The sequence below is a fragment of the Rhodococcus sp. 66b genome (assembly GCF_002076325.1).
Lineage (GTDB): Bacteria > Actinomycetota > Actinomycetes > Mycobacteriales > Mycobacteriaceae > Rhodococcus_F > Rhodococcus_F erythropolis.
This window is the reverse complement of sequence record NZ_MUZB01000007.1, coordinates 282,069-298,333: the sequence shown is the minus strand read 5'-3', so window position 1 is coordinate 298,333 and position 16,265 is coordinate 282,069. Positions and strand designations below refer to the sequence as shown.

Below are 16,265 nucleotides of genomic sequence, written 5' to 3'. Positions count from 1 at the left end.
GACGAGAAATTGATCAAGCACTCGCTTGACGATCGGAACGTCGGAAGGATCTTCTCGTGCGCTCGACCCGACGGGACGAAATACTCGCTCATGCGGCCAAGCTGTTCAGTGAGCGCGGAATCGCCGCGACGACGGTACGCGACATCGCCGACGAAGTCGGGATTCTCTCCGGCAGCCTCTACCACTACTTCGACTCCAAGGATGCGATAGCCAACGAGATCGTCGTCCGGTTTCTCGAAGACCTCAACGTCAGGTACGAAGACTCGATCGAGCCGGGAGGTTCGGCCCGAGATCGCCTGGCAACGATGGTCTCTGTGTCTTTTGCCTCGGCGGTGGATCACCCGTATGCCACGGAGGTCTATCAGGGAGAAGCCATACTTTCGTCGCAACCGGCGGACGCGCCCATCACCATCCTGGTTCAGAAGGCACACAGCTACTGGCGATCGGCTATCGCTCGCGGAATTGCCGACGCGGAGTTTCGGGAAGACATCGATCCCGAACAGTTTCACCGTCTCCTGCGTGAATCCGTCTGGTCCACCGTCGCGCAGTATCGCCCGCAGCTTTCCGAGTTGGCGGATGATCTGCAGCGCAATCTGATTTCGGTATTCCTGGACGGCTTCGCCGCACGTTCCGTCGACGGCGAGCCGGTGGCACGCATTGCGCAGCGCACGACGAAGAAGGAAGCGCAGACCGTATCTCCTGCCTCCGAATTTGCCGAACTCCGCTCTGACTCCCAAATGGCCGAACTCCGTTCGGACGTCGACGAATTGAAGTCCGTCATTCGCGAACTCAGCTCCTCGATCCGGCAGCTGCAGAAGCCGTAACACCGCAGTTCCTGCGCGTGTAGTTCGAATTTTGACTATCGGTGTGACCCAGTGCATACTTCTGTCCACACTCATAAATCAAGCGCTTGTTTGATTTACCAAGCAGAGTTTGGACGGGAGATTGATGTGAGACTCGGAAAGGCGATTGCCGTCTGCGCGGCAGTGGTCCTCGGGGCGAGCGCGTGCGCATCTGCCGGTGTCATTCCCGAAGACACCATCGTCATCGGTTTGGACGAGGACTCCACCGGGCCCGGTGCGTCGTACAGCACGATCGCCGGCAAGACCGTGCGTATGACTGTCGACCTGATCAACCAGGCCGGCGGAATCAACGGCAAGCAGGTCGAATTGGTTGTCGAGAATGACGAGAGCAGTCCCACCAAGACCCCGTCGATCATTCGGAAGTTGGTCGATCACGGATCAAGTGCGGTCATCCTCGCCACCGGCAGCGGGTCGGTGCTGCAGGCCAAGTCGATTCTCCAGCAGTCGAAGATTCCCGCGATAGCTCCGGTCGTTCTCAGCGACGCCTTTGCCTCGGCGCCCGACAACGACTACTCGTTCATGATTCCGAACTCGTTGAAGCAGTACGCCCAGGTGTACTGCGGGGCTTTCGAGAAGATGGGGTACAAGTCCCTGGGAATTCTCGGTGACGCGAGTGCGTCCATCGACGGAATCATCAAGACCCTGCGGCCGGCGCTCGAGAAGTGCGCGAGAGTGACGGGCGTCGAAAAGGCGCCGGTCGATGCCGCGGACATCACCGCACAGGTCTCACGTCTCGCGGAAACCGAACCGGACGCGATTCTGGTCGCCAGTATCGGCGGGCACTTCGAAATCCTCGCGCACAACACCCTGTCGAAGATCACCCCACAGACGCAACGCTTCTCACTCGCTTCCATCGGGAACCAGCCCGCATCTTGGGCTTTGGCGGACCCGAAGGCGTTGAGCGGCATGGTGTACATGGGCTCGCTCAGTGAGAACAACCCGAGAACCGCCGAACTGCGTCGCAAGGTGCAGGCGGTGAAGGGGCCTGATTATCAACTGACTGCCTACGACGCACAGGCGTACGACGCCGTCATGATGTTGGCCGAGGCAATCGAAATTGCCGGCGACCACCGAGATCGGACGGCCGTTCGTGATGCTCTTCAACAGGTTTCGGGACTTCCCGCCAGCTTCGGCCAGGACGGATTGACACTGTCGTTCTCCTCGCAGGATCACCTGGCTCCGGACAGCCTCTGCGGACTGGTGCTCGTCGAATTCGGTGAGGACAACAAGCCGGCCCATCCGTGGGATTCCTACCAACCCCCGTGTGGATAACCGAGGAGCCTTGACATGACAGACGCACAACTGTGGCTCGCTGCCATCGAGATCGGTGCATTCTTTTCACTTATAGCCCTCGGAATGTATCTCGTGGTGGTCGGTGCCGATTTCTTCAATTTTGCGATGGGTCCGTATGCGATGGCTGCGGCCATGGCGTCGAGTTGGGTCGCGATCAATTACGGGCTCGCTCTCTGGATTGCCATGCCGCTAGGGATCGCGGTAGCGGTGGCGCTGTCGATCCTGACGGAAAAGCTTGTGGTCAAACAGGTTCAGAAGCGATCGGGTCGTGGGGAACTACCGGCGTTGGTGGCTGTGACCGCAGTACTGTTCGGGATCCAGCAGCTCGCCGGCACTGTCTTCGGCCGCACACCACTTCCCGGGCAGAAGATCTTCGACTTCGATCCGATATCGGTGCTCGGTGCCACCGTCGACAGTTCGACCGTTGTACTCGTCGTCGGAACTGCCGGGATCTTCGTCGGTATCGGACTGTGGCTGAACCGGTCCACCTCGGGCCGTCTGCTTCGCGCCGTCGGCGACAGTCCGGATGCCGCCCGCGTCCTGGGCTTGCCGGTGGATCGGGTACGCCTCATCGTGTTCACCCTCGCGGGTGTGATTGCCGCCGTCGCCGGACTTCTGTTCGCTCCCAAGGCCGGTGTTCAGTTCACGAGCGGTCTGTCATGGACGCTGACGGCATTCATCGCACTCGTCATCGGTGGTACCGGCCGGAGTTGGGCTCCGCTGATCGGCGGAATGGTGTTGGGCGTCGTCCAGGTATTCGCCCCGTACTACTTCGGTGCGAGTGCTGCTCAAACCGCGATTCTGTTGATTGCCCTGGTGTTCTTCGCTTTCCGTCCGGAAGGCTTGCTCTCGAGGAAGGTTCGCGTCTGATGGCCTCGCTTTCTACCAGTCCGCTGACGTCAAATCCGCCCGCTACATCCGGCGGTCCCCGGACGAGGATGCTCGCCGTGTCACGAGAAGCACTGATCACCGTGGTCGTGGTTGCTGCCGTGCTGCTGTGGATGGGGCCGAGTCTGTACCGGCAGGATCTGGTGTTCCTCGCTGCGACGTATTCGCTGATCGCACTCGGCATGTACGTGCCATTCGTGCTCGCGGGATCACTGTCGATGGCGTACAGCGCATATGCGGCGATCGGCGCGTATGCCGTTGCGCTGATCTCGGTTCGGACCGGGTTGTCGATGTGGTGGGGATGGATTCTCGGCGCCCTCGCCGCTGCAGCGGTTGCAGTACTTCTCAGCTTGGCAACGCAGAAACTCTCCGGCTTCTACCTTGCCGCGGTGACCTTGTTGTTCGGTATCGCTTTCGAGCACTGGTTGATCGACGGACCGAGTTTCACCGGCGGATCGGCCGGGATCTCGGGTGTCGAGACTGTGACGATGTTCGGCTGGGAGCCACCGCGCTACGCATTGGTCGTGTTCGCGATCTTGTTCGTGTGTCTGATCGCGGTCGCTGTCGATCGACTCCGGAAATCGGTGTGGGGGCTGATGTTGCAAGCTGCCCGCGACAATCGTAATGTCGCACGGTCTTCCGGCGTCAATCCTGCGCACCTGACCGTCGTGGCGCTGGCGATCGGTGCCGCGATCGCGTCGACCGGCGGATCGCTTTTCACCGTGTCGGTGCAAGCTGTCACTCCTGAAACCTTCACTCTCAGTATTGTTTTCCTTGCAATCTTCATGCCGATCATCGGCGGTCGCGGTTCGGCGTGGGGTGCTCCGCTCGGTGCATTGATCGTGGTGATCGTGACGCTGAACATGCCCGGGTACCAGGGAAGTGGCGAACTCCTGCTTGCCGGAGCCGTCCTGGTGATCCTCATCGTCGCGCCTGGTGGGGTGATCGGGTGGAGTCAGAACGTTCTGGGTCGAATGAACCGTCTGTACAAGGAGCGTGGCAATCGATGACTCGGCTACTCGAAGTGAGCGGGCTCCACAAGTCCTACGGCGGCGTCCGCGCTGTCGACGATGTCTCGTTCAGCGTCGGACAGGGAGAGGTGATCGGCCTTGTCGGCCCGAACGGGGCAGGCAAGACCACACTGGTGGACTGCATCTTCGGCACACAGCAAGCAGACTCCGGAACCGTCGCGCTCGCCGGTGCTCCCTTGACCGGGCCGTCGGAGCGCCGTGCACGGCAAGGGCTCTCGCGCACGTTTCAACATCCGCAGCTCGCGGCGGAACTCGATGCCGTCGACAACATCATCCCGGGACTGTACGGGCACAAGATCACCTCACCTCTGCACTCGCTGTGGTGGGCGATCAAAGGACCTTTCGAGAACTGGGACCGGACAGCACAGCGGGCCCGGGAGATTGCTGCGCGATACTCGGTCGCCGACGTCGAGAGTGCTTGCGGGGATCTCAGTTTGGGGGCGCAGCGTCTGGTCGAGGTGGCGCGGGCGATGGCGACCGAACCCGATGTTCTCCTGTTGGACGAACCGTTTGCCGGCGCGGATCACGACGGCATCGCTGCCATCTCCGGTGCCGTGCGATCGATTGCCGCGCAGGGCAAAGGAGTAGTCCTGGTCGATCACAACGTCGATCTCATTGCGGCGCTCGCCACCAAGATCGTGCTGCTCAATTTCGGATCAGTGGCGTTCTACGGACCACCGCAGGAGTGCTTGGCCAGCGACGCGATGCGAGAAGTCTATTTCGGTTCCGAATACGAGGAAGGCGCCTGACATGCTCGAACTCGACAGAGTCACAGTTCGATACGGATCCGCTGTCGCCGTCCGGGAAGTCTCCCTTGTCGCCCCCGCCGGTGAAGTGACAGCGATCGTCGGGCCGAACGGTGCAGGCAAGACCAGCTTGGCGGGATCCATCTACGGCTCGGTTCCCGCCACCGGGACAATCAAATTCGATGGTCGAGAGATCCAGAAATTATCGGCACTGGATCGTGTCCGCAGCGGATTTGCCTACGTACCCCAAGGCAGGCAACTGTTCATGCGAATGTCCGTTCGCGAGAACCTACGCGTCGGCGCAGACTTGCTGGGATTGAAAGCCGAAGCCGTGGAAACAGCTTTCGAGAGGTTCCCGATCCTGCGTGAACGCTCCGAGAGTTATGCCGGGGTCCTCAGCGGTGGTGAGCAGCAGATGTTGGTTCTGGGGCGGGCACTTCTTGAAACCCCGAAGGTGCTGCTCCTCGACGAGATGATGACAGGACTGGCACCGAAAATCGTCGCGGAGCTGCGAGCGCTGGTCGGGGGTCTGGCCGCCGAGGGTGTGACCGTCATCGTGACGGAACCGGCACTCACTGCACTGAAATCGGTTGTCGACCGCGGATATGTCATGCAGCGCGGCGAACTCGTCCGCGAATGCGATTCCGCAGCGACACTGGACAACGCGTACAAACAATCGATGGGCGTCCTCAGCGCCGACGGGAGATGATCGACGATCATGCTTGAAACGAAGACACTCGACTTCACCGTCGGTGAATTCGCCACGAATCCGGACCGGTTCGCCGGCGTCAGCATCAGCGAAATGGTCAGGCATTGGTCTGAGACCATCCCGGACGAAACCGCCTTTGTCACTCCGGAATCGAGGGTGTCGTGGAAACAGTACGACGCGGCTGCCGATGCGATCGCGTCGGCGCTGGATCTAGCTGGTAAGGGATACGGACATGTAGCCGTGTTGCTCCCCGACACCGCTGTATTCCATGCGGCTCTCTGCGCAGCATTTCGCACCGGCCGCGTCGCGGTCGGAATCGGTTCGCGCTCGGGCATTCGCGAGATCTCTCATCTGATCGCCCGCTCGGAAGCCTCCGTACTCGTCACCACTCGCACGCTGCGCGGCGTCGATACCGCCGAACTCGTGGCGAGTCTGCGGGCAGAGCATCCCGGACTGGACGTCGTCTTCGCCGACGAACGCGCCGACGTGAGTTTCGAACGCGTGAGTGCAAACGGCGAACTCACCTCGTTGCCGGTCGAGCTAAAGCAGTTCCCCGCAACCAGTCCGTGTTTTGTCACGTCAGCCGTTTCGATGCTGAACTCGACGTCCGGCACAACGGGCCTACCCAAACTGGTCACACAAACCGAGGATCGTTGGGTTGGTTTCTCCGAGATTGCCGCCGAGGCGGCGGCGATCGGTCCGGATGAGGTGTTCCTCGGCGCGGTTCCGGCACCTTTCGGATTCGGCCTCTGGACTTCGCATTTCCTGCCGGCGCTACTCGGTGCTCGCAATGTCGTCATGGAACGCTTCGACGTTTCGGTGATGATCGAGTTGATCGAGCGCGAACGGGTGACTGCTTTGAATTGTGTGAGTACACAATTCAAGATGCTGTTGCGTTCGGAGGCCGCGGAATCGGCCGATCTCTCGTCACTTCGTTTCATGTTCACCGGTGGTGAAGCCGTGCCGTATTCGGAGGCACTGGCCTTCGAACAACGTACCGGAGCGGCTGTCCTGCAGTTCTACGGATCAAACGAAACCGGCGCCGTCTCGGTGACGACGGTTTCGGACGGCTCCGATACCCGACTGAAGACGTGCGGCCACGTCATCGATCGCATGCAAGTTCGTGTATTCGACGATGCGGCAAAGGAAGTGACCGGCTCCGTCCGTCGCGGTCAGCCTGCGGTCAACGGCCCGCTGATGTGCCAGGGTTATTGGGGCGACGTCGATGCAAACGACGAGTTGTACACCGACGACGGTTGGATGCTTCTCGGCGACATCGTCGAGATCGACGAGACCGGGCGGGTGCGTGTGGTCGGGCGCAAAGCCGACATCATCATTCGAGGCGGCAAGAACATTTCCGCGGTCGAGGTCGAGGAGTACGTGCGCGCGCATCCTTCGGTGGAACTGGTCGCCGTGGTCGGAGTCGACGATCCGCTGTTCGGTGAGAAGGTCTGTGCGGTCGTCGTGTCCGCCGATGACGATCTGAGTTCGGTGGACCTGACCGCCTGGCTGCAGAGCCGAGGAGTGACCCGCGAGTACATACCCGAGTACGTGATGACGGTCGCCGAATTGCCGATGGCGGCAGGCGGCAAAGTAGCCAAGGGCGAAGTCAAGGCACTCGCGCAGCGGCGGATCGCTGAACTCGGCTGATCGCGCCTGACAGTACCGGCGCCGCGTTACGCTGATCCGGACATTTTGCCGAGAGTGAAGGAAACCCGATGACGAACCCTTCACCGCATCGGTGGCGCAGGCGCTTGCTGTGGGCTCTGGCAATTGTGTTCGTTCTGGTCGGAGCCGTGGTTCTGGCCTTCGTTCTGAGCCCGAGACCTGGCGCACTCACCGTGCGATGGGTCTTCGATCGTGATGCCGTGAAAGTCACCGAGGCGCTCGAGAAGCACGCGCCCGAAGGCGTCGACTCGATCAAGGACCAGCAGTACCGCGCCGAAGACGACGACGCATACCTGGATGTCTACTTTCCCGCAGCGACGACGACCGCATTGCCTACGGTGATCTGGACTCATGGCGGTGCCTGGATCTCGGGAAGCAAGTCCAACTACGCGCCGTACTACGAGTTGCTGGCCTCTCGTGGCTACACCGTTGTGTCCCTGGACTACTCACTCGGACCCGAGCACCACTATCCGACAGCGGTGCGGCAGCTCAACGACGCTCACGCGTACGTCGTTGCGAATGCGGAACGGCTGCATGTTGATCCGACGACGGTCGTTCTCGCCGGTGATTCTGCGGGAGCGCAACTCTCGAGTCAGCTCGCCACTCTCGTCACTGATCCCGCGTATGCGAACCGTGTGGGCGTGGTCCCGTCGCTGCGGCCGGATCAGTTACGTGGAGTAATCCTGAACTGTGGAGTCTACGACGTCGGGAACATGGTCGGCGGACCCGGCATCATCGGTTGGGGGGTTGATCGTTCCCTCTGGGCGTATACCGGGGTGCGTGACTTCATGAGTACCGATGCAGCGGATCAGATGTCGACCTTGAACTACGTCAGCGCTCAATTTCCGCCTGCCTACATCAGCGGCGGCAACGCGGATCCTTTGACAGATTCTCAGTCGAAACCGTTGGCTGACAAATTGACGGGGTTGGGAGTTGCGGTCGACACACTGTTCTATCCGGCCGATCACGTTCCGGCGCTCGGTCACGAGTATCAGTTCGATCTGGACAATGCCGACGGTCTCACTGCCCTCGATCGCACGGTTCAGTTTCTCGACGCACACACCCGCTAGTTGTCGGATGATGCTGAGACGCTGAAGAAATGGTCATTTCAGACAAAGCGCCGCGGGTGTGTTGCCGGGGAATTCTCGACTAGTCCTTTTGGTCTAGCCTGGGTGAATCCGATCCGACCCCAGGAGTTGTTGTGCGCGCGTCTTCCCCCGACAGACGGCGAAGGCGCATTGTCGGAATCGCGGCGGTATTCGTCGTCATTCTGCTGTCCGGGGTAACCGCGGCAATCGTCAGTCCGTGGCCAGGAGTTCTCCTCGTACGGTGGATGTCAGCGGGTGGCTCCGAAGCGACTCACGCACAACTCGACAGGCATGCACCGTCAGGAATCGTCTCGATTCTCGATCAGTCGTACCGCGACGGCGACGACGATGCACAACTGGACGTTTACTACCCGTCGGAGTCCACTTCGGCGCTACCCACGGTGGTCTGGGTGCACGGCGGTGGCTGGATATCAGGATCGAGAACTGATGCCGACGGTTACTACAAACTGTTGGCAAATCAAGGCTTCACTGTGATTTCGGTGGACTACTCACTGGGACCAGATGCGTATTACCCCACCGCAGTGAATCAACTGAACGACGCGTATCGATTTATCGTGAGCAATGCGGACAGGTTGCATGTCGATTCGAACAATCTCTTTCTTGCGGGAGATTCGGCAGGCGCGCAGTTGTCCAGTCAGTTGGCGACGGTCATGACCAGCCCTGACTACGCGTCGGAAATGGGTGTGGAGCCGGCATTACGTCCCGAGCAGATACGCGGAGTTGTCCTCGACTGTGGGGTCTTCGATCTGAAACCCCTGCTGTCACAGGGGAAGTACTTAGGTTGGGGCGTCGACAAGCAATCGCTGTGGGGATACCTCGGAACGAGGGACTTCGACGGGTCGACTGCAGTGGGTCAGATGTCGACACTGGGCCATGTGACCTCGGACTTTCCAGCGACGTTCATCACCGGCGGAAATGTCGACCCACTGACCGCCAGCCAGTCGAAACCCATGGCAGAACGGCTCGCCGATCTGGGCGTCGAAGTAGACGCACTGTTCTACCCCGACGATCACGAGCCTGCGCTGGACCACGAATATCAGTTCGACCTCGATACCGTGGACGGGATGATCGCATTCGATCGCACAGTCGCGTTCCTGCGCAACTACGTGCGTTAGCGCGGTCAGCGAATCACGTAAGGCGAAATCGAACTTCGGTGCTCGCTGATGTCGAGGTCTTTACCCAAGGGCGGGAAGGCACGCTGCGGACAGTTGAGGCGTTCGCAGACGCGGCAGCCCGAGCCGATCGGCGTTCCCGGATTCGACTCGTCCAGATCCAGACCGTCGCTGTAGACGAGTCGGTGGGCGTGTCGAATCTCGCATCCCAATCCGATGGCGAAGATCTTTGCGGGCTGTCCGTATCGAGCCGCTCGACGTTCGACCGTGCGAGCAACCCAGAGGTATCGGCGGCCGTCGGGCATCTGTGCGATCTGGGGCATGATCTTGCCCGGATACGAGAACGTCTCGTAGACGTTCCACAGCGGGCACGTACCGCCGCTGGTGGAGAAGTGGAATCCGGTGGCGGACTGACGCTTCGACATGTTTCCGGCACGATCGACACGGACGAACATGAACGGAACCCCGCGAAGTTTGGGGCGCTGCAGAGTCGAGAGGCGGTGGCAGATCGTCTCGTAGCTCGCGGAATAGAAGGCGGACATGCGCTCGATGTCGTACCGGAAGTCCTCGGCGACGTCGTGGAACTGGCTGTATGGGAGCACGGTGGCCGCCGCGAAGTAGTTGGCCAATCCAAGTCGCGCCAAAGAGACCGACGCTTCGCTGGTGAAGTTGCCTTCGGCCACCAACGAGTCGAGCAGATCGCCGTGCTCGAGGTACGCGAGTTCTGTCGCGAACTTGAAGACCTGTTGCCCGCCGGAGAGCCGTGCGGAGATTTCCAGGACCCTGGTATCCGGGTCGTAACGATGAAGTATGTTCTCGCCCAGGTCGACTCGTCGAACGATCTGCACGCCGTGGACGGTTTCGAGGCGTCTGGCAATCTCGCCGGCGACGTCGCCGCGATGAAAGCGCATCCGGGCAGTCAGTTCTTCGGCCGCGGTGTCGAGATCGTGAATGTAGTTCTGCCGCTGATAGAAGTAGTCGCGCACTTCCTCGTGCGGCATGGTGATCGAACCGCTGCCGCTGCCGTCCGAGAAGCGGTCTTCCGTCGCTGCGGCGAGCTGCGCCGTCGTGTTGCGGAAGCGGCGATGCATGTTGACCATCGCCTTTGCCAGGCCCGGGTGTGTGGAGACCATCTCCGCGATTTCGTGGGCGTCGGCGTCGATGCCCATCTCCTGATCGAGGGCAACTTCACGCATTTCCGCGATCAGGCGCGTGTCGTCCTGTGGGGAGAAGAAGGTGGTGTCGACGCCGAAGACTTCACTGATTCGCAGGAGGACCGGCACGGTGAGTGGCCGGACGTCGTGCTCGATCTGATTGAGATAGCTTGCCGAGATCTCCAGCGTCTTGGCCAGCGAAGCCTGACTCAACCCGCGCTCGGTCCGCAGTTGGCGGAGCCGGACACCGACAAAGGTTTTCGACATTTTCCCAGGATACGAGTGACAGCCCGGCTTCGCAAAGGTGGGTTTGCAGAATTCGCACCGGTACCCCCCGTGAGTGGTTGAGGAGTCCTCACACTCCTCAACCACTCACGGGGCCGGAGGCCTAGACCCTGTTCTCCGAACGCGGAGCGCCGATTCCGGGATCGATCTGGAACGGTCCGCTCGACGAGGGTGCGAGGGGGAAGTCGAAGATCGCAGTCGGGAGATACACCGTCGAACACGAGTTGGGGATATCCACGACGCCCGACAGGCGGCCCTCGATCGGTGCCGCACCCAGCAGCAGGTACGCCTGCTCCGGCGCGTACCCGAACTTGGTCAGGTACTCGATCGCATGCAGGCACGCACGCTGGTAGGACAGATGTGAATCCAGGTACTTCTGTTCGCCGTCCAACGTGACGGAAGTGCCCGAGAACGCAAGCCACTCGGAGTACTGCGGATCCGTGTTGCCCGGCATGAAGATGGCGTTCTCGGAAACGCCGTAGGTATCCATTCCGCCCTTGATGATGTCCACACGAAGATCGATGAAGCCGCCCATCTCGATGGCACCGCAGAAAGTGATCTCACCGTCGCCCTGGGAGAAGTGAAGATCGCCGACCGACAGATTCGCACCGTCCACGAATACCGGATAGAAGATTCGGCTGCCCTTGGTGAGGTTCTTGATGTCCTGGTTTCCACCGTTCTCGCGAGGGGGAGCGGTGCGCGCCGCCTCGCCGGCTACGCGTGTGTACTCGTCACCGGTCAAGGTTCCCAGTACTGCATCGCGGGGCTCGGGCGGAAGTGCAAGCGGGGGAACCCGATTGGGATCGGTGGCAATGAGGGCGCCCTCGCGGGCATTCCACTTGGCGAGCAAGGCTGCCGACGGAGCCGTGCCCATGAGTCCCGGGTGGACGATGCCCGTGAACGAGACGTGCGGAATGTGACGCGACGTCGCCGTTTGGCCGGAGAAATCCCAGACGGCTTTGTACGCGTCGGGGAACTGTTCGGTGAGGAAGCCGCCGCCGTTGTTCCGAGGGAAGATGCCCGTGTACCCCCAGCCTTGGCCGGCCAACGGACCCGAATCTTCTTGGGGGATAGGCCCGATATCCAAGATGTCGACGATCAAGAGGTCGCCGGGCTTCGCGCCTTCGACGGAAAAGGGGCCGGACAGCGTGTGGACCGTGGTCAGTGGTGCATTGAGAATGTCGTCGGCTGAGTCGTCGTTGTGGATTGCGCCGTCGAACCATTCGCGGCAATGGACACGAAACGCATCACCGGGTTTCACCGTCACCGCCGCCGGGATGTCCGGGTGCCACCGATTGTGGCCGACGATCGCCTGGTCGGTGAATTTCTTGGCGGAATCGAGTGGAAACAGCAGTTCAGGCATATGCACTCCTCATTCTCGAAGAAACGGAAAACTCGTGGCGGCAGGACTTTCGTGTCGGATCGTGAATCGCGGCGAAGACGCGCGGTGAGGACGCTCAGGGGCGAGGTAGCTTGCGGTGCAACGGATTGGACGTCGTCGGGGCAGATTGTCGGCCACGGCCGGGTAGTGACCCACTGACCACGGCAGGCTCGTGAGCTGATCGGGCAGTGCTGTCCAGTAGACCCATCGCGGTTGACGAGCTGTGACTCAAACGGGGAGACGAGACAACACGCTTCGACTCGAGACTGCACTGGGGACAGCTGATCGACTGGGGCACTTCGGCCATCGCGAACGACCGCTCGAGCGGGCCGCAGCCGGTACAGCGAAACTCGTACAGAGGCATGCGGTCACGCTATCGGAGGATCCGTAGGTGCGACACTGGAACGACACGCACCGGGTTGCCGATGCCGCAATTGCGCCCGTCAGCGCAAGTACACAACCGCGTTGTCTCCGCCGGTACAGGTGACGATGCCGGAGGTCACCTTGCATGCCATCGTGTACTCCTTGCCGGTCACCGGACTACGTGCGGACACGGTGCTGGAGGCACCGGCGGCACCGGCGGCACCGGCGGCACCGGAGTTTCCGTAGGCGATCCGAACTGCCTCGGCAAACTCGCACGAAGTTTTGCCCCCACTTGTCGCGGACTCCTTGTAACTTCCGGCCGGCTGCCCGCCGGGGCAGGCGGACGCACCGGCCGGGAAGTTCGCGGCGCGTGTGGGCGTCGGGGATGTCGTGCTGGGAGCGGTTGTCGTGGTGCCGGGTGTGTTCGCGGCGGTGATGGTGGTCTGGGCCGCGCCACCGGCGGCTGAGTTCGGGACGTCCTTCGGCCAGAGGACCCAGGCAAGCCCGCCGAAGAGAGCCAACACAGTGATGACTCCGATTACGGATACCGGAATCACCCAGCCGGGCCGACGCCGCGGCGGATTTCCACGTGGCGGTGCAGGCGGGAATCCCTGGGGCGGGGGATACGACTGCGGCGCGGCCCGGTAGCCCAACTGCGGCGGCTGTGGACCGGATTGCGACCATGCCTGGTTGTTCGGTGGCCGCTGATAGTTGTCCGGCACCGCTTTATCGCCCGGTCGGGGGCGTCGAACGACAAGTCATGGTTCGACAGCATATGGCCGGCGAATGGGTTGTCTGTGGCTTTCTGACGGGTAGATCCCTGGAATTGCCCGAGCGAAGCCTGTTGCCACGAAGTGATTGCGGTCACTTGCGAGTCGTGAAGTTGGCTCCGAAGTAGCGGATGGGCCTGTTCCGAGTGCCGCGCGAACTGCCGGAATTCGCAAGCGGCGGAGTTGAGTGCATTTCGTTCACAGCCTGCGGTTTCTTTGCTACTCGCCAGTACGGAACCTGTCCGATTGGGCAGTACCAGCCGTGTAGGAATCTTCACAGACTTAGCAAAGTGTGTTGAAAAGGTAGCGAAGATTGGCATTAGCAACAGGTAGACGGCACTTTTTCGATGTGCCATTCTCGGTAAGTACACAAGAAGGGCCTGGCAAGTATGTGAAGTAGTACGCACGTACTGCTCACAACAGGCCGGACCAGCAGATCAAAGAGATGGAGTCTTGATGTCGACCACCGGCACCCCGAAGACCGCAGCTGAGCTCCAGCAGGATTGGGACACCAACCCTCGCTGGAAGGGCGTTACTCGTAACTACACGGCCGATCAGGTCGTCAAGCTCCAGGGCACCGTCGTCGAGGAGCAGACCCTCGCTCGTCGCGGATCCGAGATCCTGTGGGATCTCGTGAACAACGAGGACTACATCAACTCCCTCGGTGCACTTACCGGCAACATGGCTGTGCAGCAGGTTCGCGCCGGCCTGAAGGCCATCTACCTCTCCGGTTGGCAGGTTGCCGGCGACGCTAACCTCTCGGGCCACACGTACCCGGACCAGAGCCTCTACCCGGCCAACTCGGTTCCGACCGTCGTTCGTCGCATCAACAACGCACTGCTGCGCGCCGACGAGATCGCCAAGACCGAGGGTGACACCTCCGTCAGCAACTGGCTCGCTCCGATCGTTGCCGACGCCGAAGCCGGCTTCGGTGGCGCTCTCAACGCTTACGAGCTACAGAAGGCCATGATCGGCGCCGGCGCTGCCGGTGTCCACTGGGAGGATCAGCTCGCTTCGGAGAAGAAGTGCGGCCACCTCGGCGGCAAGGTGCTCATCCCCACGCAGCAGCACATCCGCACCCTGACCTCGGCTCGCCTGGCTTCCGACGTTGCGGACGTTCCGTCCGTCATCATCGCCCGTACCGACGCTGAGGCTGCAACCCTCATCACCTCCGACGTGGACGAGCGTGACCGCCCGTTCCTCGACGGAACCCGCACGGCTGAAGGCTTCTACGGCGTCAAGAACGGCATCGAGCCCTGCATCGCTCGCGCCAAGGCTTACGCACCGTACGCAGACCTCATCTGGATGGAGACCGGCGTGCCGGATCTCGAGGTTGCAAAGAAGTTCGCCGAGTCCGTTCGCAGCGAATTCCCGGACCAGCTCCTGGCCTACAACTGCTCCCCTTCCTTCAACTGGAAGGCGCACCTGGACGACGCGACCATCGCGAAGTTCCAGAAGGAGCTCGGCGCGATGGGCTTCAAGTTCCAGTTCATCACGCTGGCCGGCTTCCACTCGCTCAACTACGGCATGTTCGACCTGGCCTACGGCTACGCCCGCGAAGGCATGACGGCATTCGTCGACCTGCAGGAGCGCGAGTTCAAGGCTGCCGAAGAGCGTGGCTTCACCGCCATCAAGCACCAGCGTGAGGTTGGCGCCGGCTACTTCGACACCATCGCCACCACCGTTGACCCCAACACCTCGACGGCAGCTCTCAAGGGCTCCACCGAAGAGGGCCAGTTCCACTAAGAACTGACTTCGGGTGGGGGAGAGGCTCGGCTTCGGGTCTCTCCCCTGCTTGTATCACCGCACTACTTTCTCTCGTCTTCAAGGCAGTTCCGATTGCGTCGGCCACCAGCGTCGACGCAGTTCGAAGTGCTTCTTTTACAACACCTTCACCAGACAAACTCCACGAGACAAACAAGGAGCTGACGTGACCAGCGAAAAAATTCAGCGCGTCGGCGTTATCGGCGCCGGAATCATGGGTGCCGGAATCGCCGAGGTGTGCGCCCGCGCACATGTCGATGTTCTGGTCTTCGAGCAGACTCGCGAGCTTGCAGCAGCCGGGCGTTCACGCATCCTGCGTTCGCTCGACCGCGGTGTGAGCAGCGGAAAGATCACAGAACGTGAGCGTGAGCAGGCCGCATGGCGTCTGCGTTTCACCTCCGATCTGGGAGATTTCGCGGACCGCCAGCTCGTCGTGGAGGCCGTCGTCGAAGACGAGAAGATCAAGAGCGAAATCTTCGCCGAGCTCGACGCGGTCGTGACGGATCCGGATGCGGTTCTCGCGTCCAACACGTCGTCGATCCCGATCATGAAGCTCGGCATCTCGACCAAGCGTCCCGAGCGAGTCATCGGTATGCACTTCTTCAACCCGGTTCCGGTCCTGCCGCTCGTCGAATTGGTGACGACGCTCAAGACCAGTGCCTCCGTCTCGCAGCGCGCCGAGGCTTTTGCCAGCGACATCCTTGGCAAGCAGGTCGTCCGCAGTGCCGACCGCTCCGGCTTCGTCGTCAACGCACTCCTGGTGCCGTACCTGCTCTCGGCGATCCGCATGGTCGAGTCTGGCTTCGCTACGAAGGAAGACATCGACAAGGCAACGGTTCTCGGCCTCGCGCACCCCATGGGTCCGCTGGCTCTGACGGACCTGGTCGGACTCGACACCGTCAAGTCCATCGCCGACTCCATGTACGAAGAGTTCAAGGAGCCGCTGTACTCCGCTCCGCCGCTGCTCCTGCGTATGGTCGAAGCCGGATTGACCGGCAAGAAGTCCGGCGCGGGCTTCTACGAATACGCCGACAACGGTCGCTCCACCAAGCAGGCAAGCTAAGGCCCAACGCCCCTGTGCGCGTTTGTGGAGTGTAGAGACTCCATAAACGCGCACAGGGCGCTCGCG

15 protein-coding genes are annotated in these 16,265 nt (G+C 61.3%); 11 read left to right on the top strand and 4 right to left on the bottom strand.

The features are described from left to right. Positions 1-56 precede the first annotated feature (56 nt). The 9 genes from B0E55_RS15700 to B0E55_RS15660 all read left to right on the top strand — a co-directional run bounded on the left by B0E55_RS15700 (position 57) and on the right by B0E55_RS15660 (position 9,422). Positions 57-824 carry a TetR/AcrR family transcriptional regulator gene (locus B0E55_RS15700; RefSeq protein WP_021343386.1) on the top strand — a complete coding sequence of 256 codons (768 nt, stop codon included), beginning with the start codon at positions 57-59 and terminating at the stop codon, positions 822-824. 126 nt (positions 825-950) lie between these two features. Continuing rightward, a complete protein-coding gene (locus B0E55_RS15695) occupies positions 951-2,135 on the top strand; it encodes an ABC transporter substrate-binding protein (RefSeq protein ID WP_080910001.1) in 1,185 nt (394 codons plus the stop codon). Between the two features lie 15 nt (positions 2,136-2,150). Beyond that, positions 2,151-3,026: a branched-chain amino acid ABC transporter permease gene (locus tag B0E55_RS15690; RefSeq protein WP_030535528.1), complete on the top strand. Its 876-nt coding sequence runs from the start codon at positions 2,151-2,153 to the stop codon at positions 3,024-3,026. A 68-nt stretch (positions 3,027-3,094) separates the two neighbouring features. After that, on the top strand, positions 3,095-4,054 hold the full coding sequence (locus B0E55_RS15685) for a branched-chain amino acid ABC transporter permease (protein ID WP_223257992.1): 960 nt from the start codon (positions 3,095-3,097) through the stop codon (positions 4,052-4,054). Beyond that, complete coding sequence (locus tag B0E55_RS15680; protein ID WP_020968895.1) at positions 4,051-4,824, top strand: ABC transporter ATP-binding protein; 774 nt, start codon at positions 4,051-4,053, stop codon at positions 4,822-4,824. Before B0E55_RS15685 ends, B0E55_RS15680 begins: the two co-directional genes overlap by 4 nt. Before the next feature lies 1 nt (position 4,825). Continuing rightward, positions 4,826-5,530 carry an ABC transporter ATP-binding protein gene (locus tag B0E55_RS15675; RefSeq protein ID WP_020906733.1) on the top strand — a complete coding sequence of 235 codons (705 nt, stop codon included), beginning with the start codon at positions 4,826-4,828 and terminating at the stop codon, positions 5,528-5,530. 9 nt (positions 5,531-5,539) lie between these two features. Then, the gene (locus B0E55_RS15670; protein WP_080910000.1) at positions 5,540-7,180 is read left to right on the top strand and encodes a class I adenylate-forming enzyme family protein; all 1,641 of its coding nucleotides are present in this window, start codon (positions 5,540-5,542) and stop codon (positions 7,178-7,180) included. Between the two features lie 68 nt (positions 7,181-7,248). Further along, positions 7,249-8,268, top strand: coding sequence for an alpha/beta hydrolase (locus B0E55_RS15665; protein ID WP_080909999.1), 1,020 nt, complete (start codon positions 7,249-7,251; stop codon positions 8,266-8,268). 131 nt (positions 8,269-8,399) lie between these two features. Further along, positions 8,400-9,422: an alpha/beta hydrolase gene (locus B0E55_RS15660; protein WP_020968897.1), complete on the top strand. Its 1,023-nt coding sequence runs from the start codon at positions 8,400-8,402 to the stop codon at positions 9,420-9,422. A 5-nt stretch (positions 9,423-9,427) separates the two neighbouring features. Here B0E55_RS15660 and ramB read toward each other — a convergent pair whose 3' ends face one another. From ramB to B0E55_RS15640, 4 genes are all read right to left on the bottom strand, one after another. After that, positions 9,428-10,840 (bottom strand): acetate metabolism transcriptional regulator RamB, encoded by a 1,413-nt coding sequence (gene ramB, locus B0E55_RS15655; protein ID WP_019744436.1) that lies wholly within the window; start codon positions 10,838-10,840, stop codon positions 9,428-9,430. A gap of 121 nt (positions 10,841-10,961) precedes the next feature. Next, the gene (gene fmdA / locus B0E55_RS15650; protein ID WP_019744435.1) at positions 10,962-12,221 is read right to left on the bottom strand and encodes a formamidase; all 1,260 of its coding nucleotides are present in this window, start codon (positions 12,219-12,221) and stop codon (positions 10,962-10,964) included. 94 nt (positions 12,222-12,315) lie between these two features. Continuing rightward, complete coding sequence (locus B0E55_RS15645) at positions 12,316-12,603, bottom strand: FmdB family zinc ribbon protein (RefSeq protein ID WP_019744434.1); 288 nt, start codon at positions 12,601-12,603, stop codon at positions 12,316-12,318. 79 nt (positions 12,604-12,682) lie between these two features. Then, on the bottom strand, positions 12,683-13,324 hold the full coding sequence (locus tag B0E55_RS15640) for a hypothetical protein (protein ID WP_232252834.1): 642 nt from the start codon (positions 13,322-13,324) through the stop codon (positions 12,683-12,685). A gap of 504 nt (positions 13,325-13,828) precedes the next feature. On the opposite strand from B0E55_RS15640, the gene aceA reads away from it, so the two are divergent. Beyond that, positions 13,829-15,118, top strand: a complete 1,290-nt coding sequence (aceA, locus tag B0E55_RS15635) for an isocitrate lyase (protein ID WP_003941533.1) — start codon at positions 13,829-13,831, stop codon at positions 15,116-15,118. 184 nt (positions 15,119-15,302) lie between these two features. Beyond that, entirely contained in the window at positions 15,303-16,199 is an 897-nt protein-coding gene (locus B0E55_RS15630; RefSeq protein ID WP_003941541.1) for a 3-hydroxybutyryl-CoA dehydrogenase, read from the top strand. Positions 16,200-16,265 lie beyond the last annotated feature (66 nt).